The sequence below is a fragment of the Streptomyces sp. NPDC055254 genome, from assembly GCF_053606025.1.
The window spans coordinates 1-13,107 of the sequence record NZ_JBSGQV010000072.1; the positions used below are offsets into that span (position 1 = coordinate 1).

Here is a 13,107-nt window from a genome sequence, read left to right on the forward strand (position 1 = left end):
GTCCAGGATCAGTCCTCCCTGCCAGCGCACCCGCACAGCGGCGGATGCGGCAGCAGAAGGGCTCGAAGGCCCCGCAGAGGCCGGCGGCACCACAGGCGGTGAGGTGTGACCCTGCGGGACGGCATGCCTCCCGGAGGGGAGGCGCGGCCGCCGTTCGGACACGAGGGGTCGGGCGCCGGATCAGGCACCCATCGCGTGCAGGCCGCCGTCCACGTGGACGATCTCGCCGGTGGTCTTCGGGAACCAGTCGGACAGCAGGGCGACGACGCCCCTGCCGGTCGGTTCCGGGTCGCTCATGTCCCACTCCAGCATGGAGCGGGAGTTCCAGACGTCCGCCAGGTCGGAGAAGCCCGGGATGGACTTCGCGGCCATGGAGCCGAGCGGACCGGCCGAGACCAGGTTGCAGCGGATGTTCTCCTTGCCCAGGTCACGGGCGAGGTAGCGGCTGGTGGCCTCCAGGGCGGCCTTGGCCGGGCCCATCCAGTCGTACTGAGGCCAGGCGAACTGCGCGTCGAAGGTGAGGCCCACGATGGCCGCGCCCTCCGCCGGGAACAGCGGCTTGCAGGCCATGGTCAGCGACTTCAGCGAGAACGCGGAGACGTGCATCGCGGTCGCGACCGACTCGAAGGGGGTGTTCAGGAAGTTGCCGCCGAGGGCGTCCTGCGGCGCGAAGCCGATCGAGTGGACGACGCCGTCGAGACCGCCGAGCTCGGCCCGGACGAGGCCCTCCAGGCGGGCCAGGTGCTCGTCGTTGGTGACGTCGAGTTCGATGACCTTGACCGGCTTCGGCAGCTTCTTGGCGATGCGCTCGGTCAGCGTCGGGCGCGGCCACGCCGTGAGGATGACCTCGGCGCCCTGCTCCTGGGCCAGCTTGGCGGTGTGGAAGGCGATGGAGGACTCCATCAGCACCCCGGTGACGAGGATGCGCTTGCCGTCGAGAATTCCGCTCATGTGATCAGTGACCCATGCCCAATCCGCCGTCAACGGGAATGACGGCTCCGGTGATGTACGCGGCGTCGTCGGACGCCAGGAAGCCCACGGCCGCCGCGATCTCCTCGGGCTGCGCGTAGCGGCCGAGCGGCACCTGGCCGACGATGCCCGCACGCTGCTCGTCGGTGAGCACCTTCGTCATGTCGGTGTCCACGAAACCGGGGGCGACGACGTTGAAGGTGATGTTGCGGGAGCCCAGCTCGCGGGCGAGCGAGCGGGCGAAGCCGACCAGCGCGGCCTTGGAGGCGGCGTAGTTGGCCTGGCCCGCCGAACCGAGGAGCCCGACGACCGAGGAGATCAGGACGACGCGGCCCTTCTTGGCACGCAGCATGCCACGGTTCGCGCGCTTGACCACACGGAAGGTGCCGGTGAGGTTGGTGTCGACCACCGACGCGAAGTCCTCCTCGGACATCCGCATGAGCAGCGTGTCCTTGGTGATGCCGGCGTTGGCCACGAGCACCTCGACCGCGCCGTGCGCGTCCTCGATCTGCTTGTAGGCCTGCTCCACCTGCTCGGAGTCGGTGATGTCGCAGCGGACCGCCAGAACGCCGAGCGAGGTGAGCTCCTGGGGCGGCTCGCCCGACCGGTACGTGATCGCGACCTTGTCGCCGACCTCCGCGAAGAGACGGGCGATGGCGAGGCCGATGCCCCGGTTTCCTCCGGTGACGAGAACCGAGCGGCTCAACGGATCACCCTTTCGCTAGCGGTCTGAATAGCAAAAACCTATCGGTCGTCCCGCCCGTACGGAGAATCGGGCTCCGACAGGGCCTCGCGACGCCCTCTGTCGAGTCCCTACAGAAAGATGTAGTCATGAACGCCCCGATCGCGACATGATCGGGGCTACCGGCCCCGACCCCGGGAGGAATTCCGTGCCCCATTCCATCGACGCGGCCTTCGCCGCGCTGCCCCTGCGGGCGCTCGCCGACGCGGCGCTCGCCAGGGCCCGCGCGCTGGGCGCCGACCATGCCGACTTCCGGCTGGAGCGCATCCGCAGCGCCTCCTGGCGGTTGCGGGACGCCAAGCCCTCGGGCGGGTCCGACACCACCGACCTCGGCTACGCGGTGCGGGTGGTGCACGGGGGCAGTTGGGGGTTCGCCTCGGGCGTGGACCTCACCATGGACGGCGCCGCCAAGGTCGCCTCGCAGGCCGTCGCCATGGCGAAGCTGTCCGCCCAGGTGATCGAGGCCGCCGGTTCCGAGGAGCGGGTCGAGCTCGCCGACGAGCCGGTGCACGCGGACCGGACCTGGATCTCGGCCTACGACGTCGACCCGTTCACGGTGCCGGACACGGAGAAGGCGGCGCTGCTCGCCGACTGGAGCGCGCGGCTGCTGAAGGCCGACGGCGTCGCGCACGTGGACGCCTCGCTCCTCGCCGTGCACGAGAACAAGTTCTACGCCGATACGGCGGGCACCTCGACCACGCAGCAGCGCGTGCGGATCCACCCGCAGCTCACCGCGGTCGCGGTGGACGGCACGACCGGCGAGTTCGACTCGATGCGCACCATCGCGCCGCCGGCCGGGCGCGGCTGGGAGTACCTGACCGGCACCGGCTGGGACTGGGACTCCGAACTGGAGCAGATCCCCGGACTACTCGCCGAGAAGATGCGGGCGCCGAGCGTGCGGGCCGGGCGCTACGACCTGGTCGTGGACCCGTCCAACCTGTGGCTCACGATCCACGAGTCCATCGGCCACGCCACCGAGCTCGACCGGGCGCTGGGCTACGAGGCGGCGTACGCGGGAACCTCCTTCGCCACCTTCGACCGGCTCGGCACGTTGAAGTACGGCTCCCCGATCATGAACGTGACCGGTGACCGCACAGCGGAGCACGGGCTGGCCACCATCGGCTTCGACGACGAGGGGGTCGAGGCCCAGAGCTGGGACCTGGTCAAGGACGGCACGCTGGTCGGCTACCAGCTCGACCGGCGGATCGCGAAGCTGACCGGCCTCGGGCGCTCCAACGGCTGCGCCTACGCCGACTCCCCCGGGCACGTGCCCGTGCAGCGCATGGCGAACGTCTCGCTGCGGCCGGACCCGGGCGGCCTGTCCACCGAGGACCTCATCGGCGGCGTGGACCGCGGGATCTACGTGGTCGGCGACCGCTCCTGGTCCATCGACATGCAGCGCTACAACTTCCAGTTCACCGGGCAGCGGTTCTTCCGGATCGAGAACGGCCGGCTGGCCGGTCAGCTGCGCGACGTCGCGTACCAGGCCACGACCACCGACTTCTGGGGCTCGATGGAGAAGGTCGGCGGTCCGCAGACCTACGTCCTGGGCGGCGCCTTCAACTGCGGGAAGGCCCAGCCGGGCCAGGTCGCGGCGGTCTCGCACGGCTGCCCGTCCGCGCTGTTCCGCGACGTGAACATCCTGAACACCACGCAGGAGGCGGGCCGATGAGCCGCACGAAGCCCCACGAGATCGTCGAGCGCGCGCTGGAGCTGTCCACCGCCGACGGCTGCGTGGTCATCGCCGACGAGCAGTCCACCGCGAACCTGCGCTGGGCGGGCAACGCGCTCACCACCAACGGCGTCACCCGCGGCCGGTCCCTGACGGTCATCGCGACGGTCGACGGCAAGGAGGGCACGGCCTCGGGGGTCGTCTCGCGCTCCGCCGTCACCGCCGCGGACCTGGAGCCGCTGGTGCGGGCCGCTGAGGCGGCCGCACGCGGGGCGGGTCCGGCCGAGGACGCACAGCCGCTGGTGACCGGCACCCCGGCGTCCCCGGACTTCGCCGACGCCCCGGCCGAGACCTCCTCGGCGGTGTTCACGGACTTCGCCCCGGCCCTCGGCGAGGCCTTCGCGCGGGCTCGCGCGGGCGGCCGGGAGCTGTACGGCTTCGCCAACCACGAGCTGGTGTCCACGTACGTCGGCACCTCGGCGGGCCTGCGACTGCGCCACGACCAGCCCAAGGGCACCCTGGAGCTCAACGCCAAGTCCCCCGACCGGCAGCGCTCGGCCTGGGCCGGCCGCTCCACCAGGGACTTCAAGGACGTGGACCCGACCGTGCTGGACGCGGAGCTCGCCGTACGGCTGGGCTGGGCGGAGCGGAGGATCGACCTGCCCGCCGGGCGGTACGAGACGCTGCTGCCGCCGACGGCCGTGGCCGACCTGCTGATCTACCAGATGTGGTCGGCGGCGGCCCGGGACGCGGTGGAGGGCCGGACGGTCTTCTCCAAGCCCGGCGGCGGTACCCGGCTCGGGGAGAAGCTCTCCGAGCTGCCGCTGACCCTGCGCAGCGACCCGAACGCGCCGGGGCTGGAGTCCGCTCCGTTCGTGATCGCGCACAGCTCGGGCGACGACGCCTCGGTGTTCGACAACGGTCTGCCGGTCCCGGCCACGGAGTGGATCCGGGACGGGGAGCTGGCCCGACTGACCACCACCCGGCACAGTGCCGCGCTGACCGGGCTGCCGGTCTCGCCGGCGTTCGGGAACCTGATCCTGGACGGGGGCGGCGACAAGTCCCTGGAGGAGATGGTGGCCACCACCGAGCGGGGCCTGCTGCTGACCTGCCTCTGGTACATCCGCGAGGTCGACCCGGCCACCCTGCTGCTCACGGGCCTGACCCGGGACGGCGTGTACCTGGTGGAGAACGGGCAGGTCACGGGCGAGGTCAACAACTTCCGGTTCAACGAGTCCCCGGTGGACCTGCTGTCGCGGGCCACGGAGGCGGGGCGGACCGAGAAGACCCTTCCGCGCGAGTGGGGCGACTGGTTCACCCGGGCCTCGATGCCCGCGCTGCGCGTCCCGGACTTCAACATGAGCTCGGTCAGCAAGGGTGTCTGACCGACCTAGACTGGGTCCTCGCCAGTGACCTGGTCCCGTGCATCCGAAGGATTCGAAGGAGTCGAGACAACCGTGACGGACATCGTCGACGAACTGAAGTGGCGCGGGCTCTTCGCCCAGTCCACCGACGAAGAAGCGCTGCGCAAGGCGTTCGCGGACGGTCCTGTCACGTTCTATTGCGGCTACGACCCCACGGCGGCCTCGCTGCACGTGGGGCACCTGGTCCAGGTGCTGACCATGCGCCGGCTCCAGCTGGCCGGGAACCGGCCGCTGGCGCTGGTCGGCGGGGCCACCGGTCAGATCGGTGACCCGCGTCCGACCGCCGAGCGCACTCTGAACGACCCGGCGGTCATCGCGGAATGGGTGAACCGGCTGCGTTCGCAGATCGAGCCGTTCCTGTCCTTCGAGGGCGAGAACGCGGCGGTCCTGGTGAACAACCTGGACTGGACGGCGGGCATGTCCGCCATCGAGTTCCTGCGGGACATCGGCAAGCACTTCCGCGTGAACAAGATGCTGACGAAGGACTCGGTCGCCAAGCGGCTGGAGTCCGACCAGGGCATCAGCTACACGGAGTTCAGCTACCAGCTGCTCCAGGGCATGGACTTCCTGGAGCTGTACCGGCGCCACGGCTGCGTGCTCCAGCAGGGCGGCTCCGACCAGTGGGGCAACCTGACGGCCGGTCTCGACCTGATCCACCGGGTGGAGCCGGGGGCGGTCGTGCACGCGATGGCGACCCCCCTGATGGTCAAGGCGGACGGTACGAAGTTCGGCAAGACCGAGGGCGGGGCCGTGTGGCTCGACCCGGAGATGACCACGCCGTACGCGTTCTACCAGTTCTGGCTGAACGTGGACGACCGGGACATCTCCACCTACATGCGGATCCTGTCCTTCCAGAGCCGCGAGGAGCTGGAGGCGCTGGAGGCGCAGACCGCCGAGCGGCCGCAGGCGCGCGCCGCGCAGCGGGCGCTCGCGGAGGAGCTGACCACGCTGGTGCACGGCGCCGACCAGTGCGCGGCCGTGATCGCCGCCTCGAAGGCGCTGTTCGGTCAGGGCGACCTGGCGGAGCTGGACGAGGCCACGCTGGCCGCGGCGCTGTCCGAGCTGCCGCACGTCCGCGTCGCCGAGCCGGCCCTCGTCACGGACCTGCTGGCGGAGACCGGTCTGGTCGCGAGCAAGTCGGCCGGGCGCCGGACCGTGAAGGAGGGCGGGGCCTACGTGAACAATGTGAAGGTCACCGCCGAGGACGCGGTGCCCGCCGCGGCGGACCTGCTGCACGGACGCTGGCTGGTGCTGCGCCGGGGCAAGAAGAACCTGGCCGCCGTGGAGGTCACGGGCGCCTGACGCCTCCGCGGGGCATCCCGTACGGGTGCGCGCCCTGACGGAGGGGCCGGTTCGGACCGTGTCCGGGCCGGCCCCTCCGTCAGGGCGCGGCGGTCGCGCTCGGGCGGTCCGGGTCGCGGGGGGCCGCTCAGGCGGTCCGCCGCTTGTTGCCCCGGATCGCTCCGTAGGCCGTTTCTCCGAGGCCCACGATCAGGATCGCTCCGACGAGTTGGAGCAGATGCCGGATCCAGTCGATGCCCTTGGTCTCGTTGACACCGATCCAGGTGGCGACGGCATTGCCGAGCACGGCGCCGATGATGCCGAAGACAGTGGTCAGCCAGAGGGGCTGGTGCTGCTTGCCCGGCAGGACGGCCCGGGCAATCAGGCCCAGTACGAAACCGACGACGATCGCCCACAACCAGTGCATGTCGAGCCTCCTCCTGGCGCCTTGTGCGCACGTGGGCCCAGTCTCGGCCGGTGCCGCGTACCGCGCATTTCGGGCACTACCATTCGAGGGACACCCCCTCTCCTCGCCGCCGGGGCGGCGGCGTACCGTGGAAGGGGTCCGGGCCGGGACGTGTCCGGCGGACGATCGGGTGGTGGAGCATGGAGCGGACGAAGCGGCAGAAGCGGAACGGATCCGAGGTCTTCCGGATCACCGGGGCGCGGATGGGGCTCGCCGAGGACGTGCGCGGCCGTCAGCGCCGGTACGTGATCTCGATGGTGATCAGGACCTTGTCGGTCGTCGCGACGGTACTGCTGTGGAACGTGCAGCGTCCTGTGGCGATCGTGACGCTCGTCGCGGGGGCCCTGCTGCCCTACGTGGCCGTGGTGATCGCAAATGCGGGACGCGAGTCGACACCCTCGCTGCCGTCGCACTTCGTCCCGGCTCCTGTGCTCCCCGCACTGGAGGCGGGAAACCTCAAGAACAGCTCAGATCAATCATGAAGTTCCAGTGCACCGTACCGGGTCCTGCGTGACATACTGCCTACGCGCTCCGCATCCCCCGTCGGAGCGACGGACCGACGCCGGGCAGCTCCCCCCGTGGCTGCTCGGCGTCGCCTTTCCGTTCGAGGGGTTTGTAGGGTTGAGGCGTGACCTCTCCTGACTCCCCCGGCGCCGATTCCCCGGGCCCCGACGTCCTCGGCCTCTCCGGATTCCTCGGCGGGCCCGGCTCCGCCGACCCGCAGGCGCCGACCTGTTCCGCGAAGGGCTGCCGTGCGGCGGCCGTCTGGGTCCTGGCGTGGAACAACCCGAAGCTGCACACGCCGGAGCGGCGCAAGACGTGGCTGGCGTGCGGGGAGCACCGCGAGCACCTCTCCCAATTCCTGGGGGTCCGCGGTTTCCTCAAGGACGTGGTGGAGCTCGACGCGTGGGTGCAGCCCGAGGGCTCGGAGCGCTGACGGCGTCCCCGGAGCGCGTGAAGGCCGGTCGGAGTCCGATTCCGACCGGCCTTCACGCCTTCCGAGCGGTGATCAACCGCCGATCGCCGACATCGGGCGGTCGGGCTGCAGGAAGGAGGGGTCGTCCAGGCCGGAGCCGGCCTTCTTGCCCCACATCGCCACCTTCCACAGCCGGGCGATCTCCTCGTCCGGGGCGCCCGAGCGCAGGGCCGCGCGCAGGTCCGACTCCTCGGTGGCGAAGAGGCACGTACGGATCTGGCCGTCGGCCGTGAGACGGGTGCGGTCGCAGGCGCCGCAGAAGGGGCGGGTGACGGAGGCGATGACGCCGACGGTGGCCGGGCCGCCGTCCACGACCCAGCGTTCGGCCGGGGCGGAGCCGCGTTCTTCGGCGCCCTCTTCGGTGAGCGTGAAGCGGGTGCGCAGGGACTGGAGGATGTCCCCGGCGGTGATCATCCCGTCACGCTTCCAGCCGTGTTGGGCGTCGAGCGGCATCTGCTCGATGAAGCGGAGCTCGTACGCGTTCTCCACGGCCCAGGCGAGCAGGTCGGGGGCCTCGTCGTCGTTGAGCCCCGGCATCAGCACGGCGTTGACCTTCACCGGGGTGAGGCCGGCCTCGCGGGCCGCGGCCATGCCCTCGATGACGTCCTGGTGCCGGTCGCGGCGGGTGAGGGTCTTGAAGACCTCGGGGCGCAGGGTGTCCAGGGAGACGTTCACCCGGTCCAGGCCTGCGGCCTTGAGGGCCTGCGCGGTGCGCTTGAGGCCGATGCCGTTGGTGGTCAGCGACATCCGGGGGCGGGGCTCAAGGGCCGCGCACTGCTCGACGATGCCGACCAGGCCGGGCCGCAGCAGCGGCTCGCCGCCGGTGAAGCGGACCTCGGTGATGCCGAGCCGGGTGACGGCTATGCGGATCAGCCGGACGATCTCCTCGTCACTGAGCAGGTCCGACTTGCCGAGCCACTGCAGGCCCTCCTCGGGCATGCAGTACGTACAGCGCAGATTGCACCGGTCGGTGAGTGAGACGCGCAGGTCAGTGGCCACGCGGCCGTAGGTGTCGAGAAGCACTGTGGGCCCCCTCCCCTGTCCGGTTCGTAAGGTCGCGCCGCTGCGGACGAACTGCTGGCGCTTTATTCGAGCCTACGCGACGCGCGGGGCGGGCAGGGGTGCCCGAAGGAACGAGACGCGACGCGGCCGCGTCGTAGAGAAGTACGACGCGGCCACGCAGGGTGTTCGAACGGCTCCGCACCGCCCCGGATCGGTCAGTGTGCCCCGGTTCCGGTGAGGGAGCGGACCTCCAGCTCGGCGAACTTGCCGGCGTCGGCCTTCTCTTTCGACAGGACGGTTCCCAGCCAGCCGAGCAGGAAGCCCAGCGGGATGGAGATGAGCCCGGGGTTCTCCAGCGGGAACCAGTAGAAGTCGGCGTCCTTGAACATGGAGGTGGGCTTCCCGGAGACGACCGGGGAGAACAGCACCAGGACGACCGACGAGACCAGACCGCCGTAGATCGACCAGAGCGCCCCCCGGGTGGTGAAGCGCTTCCAGAAGAGGCTGTAGAGGATGGTCGGGAGGTTGGCGGAGGCGGCGACCGCGAAGGCCAGTGCGACCAGTCCGGCGACGTTCAGGTCGCGGGCCAGGGCGCCGAGGCCGATGGCGACCGCCCCGATCACCACGGTGGACCAGCGGGCCGCGCGGACCTCCTCCTTCTCGGTGGCCCGGCCCTTGCGGATGACGTTCACGTACAGGTCGTGGGCGAAGGACGAGGAGGAGGCGAGGGTCAGGCCCGCGACCACGGCGAGGATGGTGGCGAAGGCCACCGCGGAGATCACGGCGAGCAGGATCGCACCGCCCGTGGAGCCGGCGCCGCCGCCGATCTCCTGGGCGAGGAGCGGGGCCGCGGTGTTGCCCGCCTTGTTGGAGGCGAGGATGTCGGCCCGGTTCAGCAGGGCCGCGGCGCCGAAGCCGAGGGCGATGGTCATCAGGTAGAAGGCGCCGATGATGCCGATGGCCCAGTTCACGGACTTGCGGGCGGCCTGGGCCGTGGGGACCGTGTAGAAGCGGATCAGGATGTGCGGCAGGCCGGCGGTGCCGAGGACGAGCGCGAGGCCGAGCGAGATGAAGTCCAGCTTGGAGGTCGAGTCCTTGCCGTACCTGAGCCCGGGCTCCAGGAACTTCGCTCCCTGACCGCTGTTCTCGGCGGCCGAGCCCAGCAGGTCGGAGATGTTGAAGTTGAACTCCAGCAGCACCAGGAAGGTGATGAGCAGGGCTCCGGCGATGAGCAGGACGGCCTTGATCATCTGGACCCAGGTGGTGCCCTTCATGCCACCGATGGTCACGTAGACGATCATCAGCACGCCGACCAGAGCGACGACGGCCACCTTGCCCGCGTCGCTGGTGATGCCGAGCAGCAGTGAGACCAGCACGCCGGCGCCGGCCATCTGGGCCAGCAGGTAGAAGATCGAGACCACGATGGTGGAGGTGCCCGCGGCGGTCCGCACGGGGCGCTGGCGCATCCGGTACGCGAGGACGTCGCCCATCGTGTACCGGCCCGAGTTGCGCAGCGGCTCGGCGACGAGGAGCAGGGCGACGAGCCAGGCGACGAGGAAGCCGATGGAGTAGAGGAAGCCGTCGTAGCCGAACAGGGCGATGGCGCCGGCGATGCCGAGGAAGGACGCGGCGGACATGTAGTCGCCCGAGATGGCGAGGCCGTTCTGGAAGCCGGTGAACTGGCGGCCGCCCGCGTAGAAGTCGGCGGCGTCCTTGGTCTGGCGGCCGGCCCTGATCGTGACGATCAGGGTGGCGACGACGAACAGGCCGAAGAGGGTGACGATCAGCGGCCGGTGCTCGGTGGCGCCGGCGGCGAGCGTCGTCACGGGCAGGCCGGCGGTGAGGGTCATTCCCCGGCCTCCATCCGCGCCTTGATGGCTCGGGCCTTGGGGTCGAGCCGGGCCGCGGCGTGCCGCGAGTACAGCCAGGCGATCAGGAAGGTCGTCGCGAACTGGGCGAGGCCGAGCACGAGGGCGACGTTGATGTTGCCGAAGAGCTTGGTCCCCATGAAGCCGCCCGCGTAGTTGGACAGCAGCACGTAGAGCAGGTACCAGGCGATGAAGGCCACGGTGAGCGGGAAGGCGAAGGACCGGTGGGAACTGCGCAGTTCGGCGAACTCGGCGCTCTGCTGGACACGCGCGAAGTCCTCGGTCGAGGGGCCCGCCTGCTGGGTTCCCGCGCCGCCCGGCGGCGGCGCTGCTTCGGTGGTCACGGGGGACTCTCCTTGTGACGCTGGTGCGGTGGGGACGACGGACAAAGCAACCTCCGTGGGGGGGGATGGTGGTGCCGAGCCCCCCTGTCAACGGCACGGCCGGCGCGTCGGGACGGTTCAACACCCGCGGTATCTCGCGGAACTGATTTCTCGAACTGATAGCGCAGACGGGAACAGCCGCACTAGGTTCTTGTGTCATGAACCCGTCCGTCGCGACCGCGCCCGGACGGCTTTTTCAAAGATGATGTGGAGAACCCATGGCTCATCTGGGATCCGGCCGCCGGCGTGCTCTCGCCGTTCCGGTCGGCCTGGCGCTCACCGCCTCGCTCACCTTCCTGCCCTCGGTCGCGGCCTCCGCCGCGCCGCTGGGCAACACGGAGGCAGGCGCGGCGGCGGCTTCGAAGCCCGACACCTCGGGGCCGAAGCTGTCGTACGTGGCGAACCTGACCTCCTACGGAACGGTGAAGCAGGCGAAGAAGGCCATCGAGCGTGCCGGTGGAACGGTGGTGACGTCCTACGACCAGATCGGTGTCGTCGTCGCGCACTCGCAGAACCCGGACTTCGCCAAGCAGCTGCGGGCCCAGCGCAGCTTGTTCGTATCGGTCGGCAGCACCCGTACGGCCCCCCTCTCCCCGGTGCAGACCACCGAGGAGGGCACCACGCAGAAGCTGAGCGCGGAGGACGCCGCCAAGGCGGCGGCGAAGGCCACGGCGGGGCAGGAGCCCCTGGAGTCCAACCAGTGGGACCTGCGGGCGATCAAGGCCGACCAGGCTCACCAGATCAACGATGGCAGCCGCAACGTCACGGTGGGCGTCATCGACACGGGTGTCGACGACACCCACCCCGATCTGGCGGGCAACTTCTCCCCGGAGCAGTCGGCCAACTGCGTCGGCGGCGTCGCGGACACCTCTGAGGGCGCCTGGCGCCCGTACGCCGACGGCAGCGACCACGGCACGCACGTGGCCGGCACCATCGCCGCCCCCCGCAACGGGGTCGGCATCAGCGGTGTGGCACCGGGCGTGAAGGTCGCCGGCATCAAGGTGAGCGAGCCCGGAACCAGCCTGTTCTACACCGAGGCGGTCGTCTGCGGCTTCATGTTCGCCGCCGAGAAGGGCATCGAGGTGACGAACAACAGCTACTACGTCGACCCGTGGCTCTTCAACTGCAAGACGGACGACGACCAGAAGGCCCTCGTCGAGGCCATCGGCCGCGCCACCAAGTACGCGGAGCGCAAGGGCACGCTGCACATCGCCTCGGCGGGCAACTCGAACCAGGACCTGGCCGCCGACACGCTCACGGACACCACCAGCCCGAACGACACCACTCCGGTCGAGCGCGTCATAGACCCGAGCGTCTGCCTCGACCTGCCCACCCAGCTGCCGGGCGTGGTCACGGTCTCGGCGACCGGTGACAAGGGGCTGCGCTCCTACTACTCCAGCTACGGCCTCGGCGTCGTGGACGTCGCCGCCCCCGGCGGCGACCGCTGGCAGGTCCCGGCCACCCCGGACGCCAACGGCCGGGTGCTGTCGACCGTCCTCGGCGGCGGCTACGGCTACAAGCAGGGCACCTCGATGGCCGCCCCGCACGTCGCCGGTGTCGCAGCCCTGCTCAAGAGCGCGCACCCGTCGGCGACGCCGGCCCAGCTCCAGCGGATGCTGAAGTCCCAGGCGACCAAGGCGGACTGCCCGGCGCAGATCTACGACGCCACGGGCGCCCTGATCGACGCCACCACCTGCGAGAGCAAGTGGGGCCAGACCGGCTACTACGGCTACGGCGTGGTCGACGCGCTCAAGGCCGTGAAGTAGTACCACCGGCGGCGCCCGTAGGCGCTGCGGTCACCACGTGAGGGGGCCGGGCGGGGAACGTACCCCGCCCGGCCCCCTTCCGCGGGCGCGGCCGCGCCGGGCGCGGCGTCGGGGCGTCGCGCGGGGGCGTGGACAGGGCGCGGCGTCAGGGTGCGGCGTCAGGGCGCGGCGTCAGGGTGTGATCAGCACCTTGAGCGCGCTGCGGTCGTCCATCGCACGGTAGCCCTCGGGGACCTCGTCCAGAGGGACGGCCCGGTCGAAGACGGGCGACGGGTCGATCGCGCCGCTGAGCACGTCGGCGAGCAGCTCGGGTATGTACGCGCGGACCGGCGCGACGCCCCCGCGCAGGGTGAGGTTGCGGTCGAACATCACGCCGAGGTCGAGGCCGGTACCGCTGCCGTGCGGAACGCCGACGTAGCCGATGGCCCCGCCGTCGCGGGTGATGTTCACGGCCGTGCGCATCGACTGGACAAACCCTCCATCAAGACGCTTCAAGCGCCCTACACTTCCCAGCATGAGGACCCACCACGACGGCAAGCGCCTCCGCGTCATCATCTA

Annotated in this window: 12 protein-coding genes and 1 pseudogene; 6 read left to right on the forward strand and 7 right to left on the reverse strand. The window is 70.6% G+C overall.

Features of this window, described 5'->3' with window-relative positions:
- Positions 1–180: 180 nt before the first annotated feature.
- A complete protein-coding gene (gene fabI / locus ACWFQ8_RS32895; RefSeq protein ID WP_453789946.1) occupies positions 181–951 on the reverse strand; it encodes an enoyl-ACP reductase FabI in 771 nt (256 codons plus the stop codon).
- A 4-nt stretch (positions 952–955) separates the two neighbouring features.
- The gene (gene fabG, locus ACWFQ8_RS32900; RefSeq protein WP_453789947.1) at positions 956–1,675 is read right to left on the reverse strand and encodes a 3-oxoacyl-[acyl-carrier-protein] reductase; all 720 of its coding nucleotides are present in this window, start codon (positions 1,673–1,675) and stop codon (positions 956–958) included.
- Between the two features lie 145 nt (positions 1,676–1,820).
- On the opposite strand from fabG, the gene ACWFQ8_RS32905 reads away from it, so the two are divergent.
- From ACWFQ8_RS32905 to tyrS, 3 genes are all read left to right on the forward strand, one after another.
- Positions 1,821–3,383 (forward strand): TldD/PmbA family protein, encoded by a 1,563-nt coding sequence (locus tag ACWFQ8_RS32905; RefSeq protein WP_453789948.1) that lies wholly within the window; start codon positions 1,821–1,823, stop codon positions 3,381–3,383.
- The gene (locus ACWFQ8_RS32910; RefSeq protein ID WP_453789949.1) at positions 3,380–4,768 is read left to right on the forward strand and encodes a metallopeptidase TldD-related protein; all 1,389 of its coding nucleotides are present in this window, start codon (positions 3,380–3,382) and stop codon (positions 4,766–4,768) included. Before ACWFQ8_RS32905 ends, ACWFQ8_RS32910 begins: the two co-directional genes overlap by 4 nt.
- A 72-nt stretch (positions 4,769–4,840) precedes the next feature.
- Positions 4,841–6,109 (forward strand): tyrosine--tRNA ligase, encoded by a 1,269-nt coding sequence (tyrS, locus tag ACWFQ8_RS32915; RefSeq protein WP_453789950.1) that lies wholly within the window; start codon positions 4,841–4,843, stop codon positions 6,107–6,109.
- A 127-nt stretch (positions 6,110–6,236) separates the two neighbouring features.
- Here the strand turns inward: tyrS and ACWFQ8_RS32920 are convergent, their stop codons facing one another.
- Positions 6,237–6,515 (reverse strand): GlsB/YeaQ/YmgE family stress response membrane protein, encoded by a 279-nt coding sequence (locus ACWFQ8_RS32920; protein WP_453789951.1) that lies wholly within the window; start codon positions 6,513–6,515, stop codon positions 6,237–6,239.
- Between the two features lie 179 nt (positions 6,516–6,694).
- Here ACWFQ8_RS32920 and ACWFQ8_RS32925 point away from each other — a divergent pair, with 179 nt between their 5' ends.
- Both ACWFQ8_RS32925 and ACWFQ8_RS32930 read left to right on the forward strand, forming a co-directional pair.
- Positions 6,695–7,036: a DUF3099 domain-containing protein gene (locus tag ACWFQ8_RS32925; protein ID WP_453789952.1), complete on the forward strand. Its 342-nt coding sequence runs from the start codon at positions 6,695–6,697 to the stop codon at positions 7,034–7,036.
- A gap of 146 nt (positions 7,037–7,182) precedes the next feature.
- Positions 7,183–7,491, forward strand: a complete 309-nt coding sequence (locus ACWFQ8_RS32930) for a hypothetical protein (RefSeq protein ID WP_453789953.1) — start codon at positions 7,183–7,185, stop codon at positions 7,489–7,491.
- Positions 7,492–7,563: 72 nt separating this feature from the next.
- Here the strand turns inward: ACWFQ8_RS32930 and moaA are convergent, their stop codons facing one another.
- The 3 genes from moaA to ACWFQ8_RS32945 all read right to left on the reverse strand — a co-directional run bounded on the left by moaA (position 7,564) and on the right by ACWFQ8_RS32945 (position 10,744).
- A complete protein-coding gene (gene moaA / locus ACWFQ8_RS32935) occupies positions 7,564–8,553 on the reverse strand; it encodes a GTP 3',8-cyclase MoaA (protein WP_453789954.1) in 990 nt (329 codons plus the stop codon).
- 194 nt (positions 8,554–8,747) lie between these two features.
- Positions 8,748–10,382, reverse strand: a complete 1,635-nt coding sequence (locus tag ACWFQ8_RS32940) for a solute symporter family protein (RefSeq protein WP_453789955.1) — start codon at positions 10,380–10,382, stop codon at positions 8,748–8,750.
- Entirely contained in the window at positions 10,379–10,744 is a 366-nt protein-coding gene (locus ACWFQ8_RS32945) for a DUF485 domain-containing protein (RefSeq protein WP_453789956.1), read from the reverse strand. The genes ACWFQ8_RS32940 and ACWFQ8_RS32945 overlap by 4 nt, the downstream gene beginning before the upstream one ends.
- Positions 10,745–11,001: 257 nt before the next feature.
- On the opposite strand from ACWFQ8_RS32945, the gene ACWFQ8_RS32950 reads away from it, so the two are divergent.
- Positions 11,002–12,549: a S8 family serine peptidase gene (locus ACWFQ8_RS32950; RefSeq protein WP_453789957.1), complete on the forward strand. Its 1,548-nt coding sequence runs from the start codon at positions 11,002–11,004 to the stop codon at positions 12,547–12,549.
- A gap of 171 nt (positions 12,550–12,720) precedes the next feature.
- On the opposite strand, the pseudogene ACWFQ8_RS32955 reads toward ACWFQ8_RS32950, so the two are convergent.
- Positions 12,721–13,026: pseudogene (locus ACWFQ8_RS32955) on the reverse strand (IMP dehydrogenase); the annotation flags it as partial.
- Positions 13,027–13,107 lie beyond the last annotated feature (81 nt).

Bases quoted from the DNA above. Each gene is read 5' to 3' on its own strand.
- ACWFQ8_RS32950 (WP_453789957.1), top strand. From the start codon at position 11,002: ATGGCTCATCTGGGATCCGGCCGCCGGCGTGCTCTCGCCGTTCCGGTC.
- ACWFQ8_RS32905 (WP_453789948.1), top strand. From the start codon at position 1,821: ATGATCGGGGCTACCGGCCCCGACCCCGGGAGGAATTCCGTGCCCCAT.
- ACWFQ8_RS32940 (WP_453789955.1), bottom strand. From the start codon at position 10,382: ATGACCCTCACCGCCGGCCTGCCCGTGACGACGCTCGCCGCCGGCGCC.
- ACWFQ8_RS32925 (WP_453789952.1), top strand. From the start codon at position 6,695: ATGGAGCGGACGAAGCGGCAGAAGCGGAACGGATCCGAGGTCTTCCGG.
- ACWFQ8_RS32910 (WP_453789949.1), top strand. From the start codon at position 3,380: ATGAGCCGCACGAAGCCCCACGAGATCGTCGAGCGCGCGCTGGAGCTG.
- ACWFQ8_RS32920 (WP_453789951.1), bottom strand. From the start codon at position 6,515: ATGCACTGGTTGTGGGCGATCGTCGTCGGTTTCGTACTGGGCCTGATT.
- fabI (WP_453789946.1), bottom strand. From the start codon at position 951: ATGAGCGGAATTCTCGACGGCAAGCGCATCCTCGTCACCGGGGTGCTG.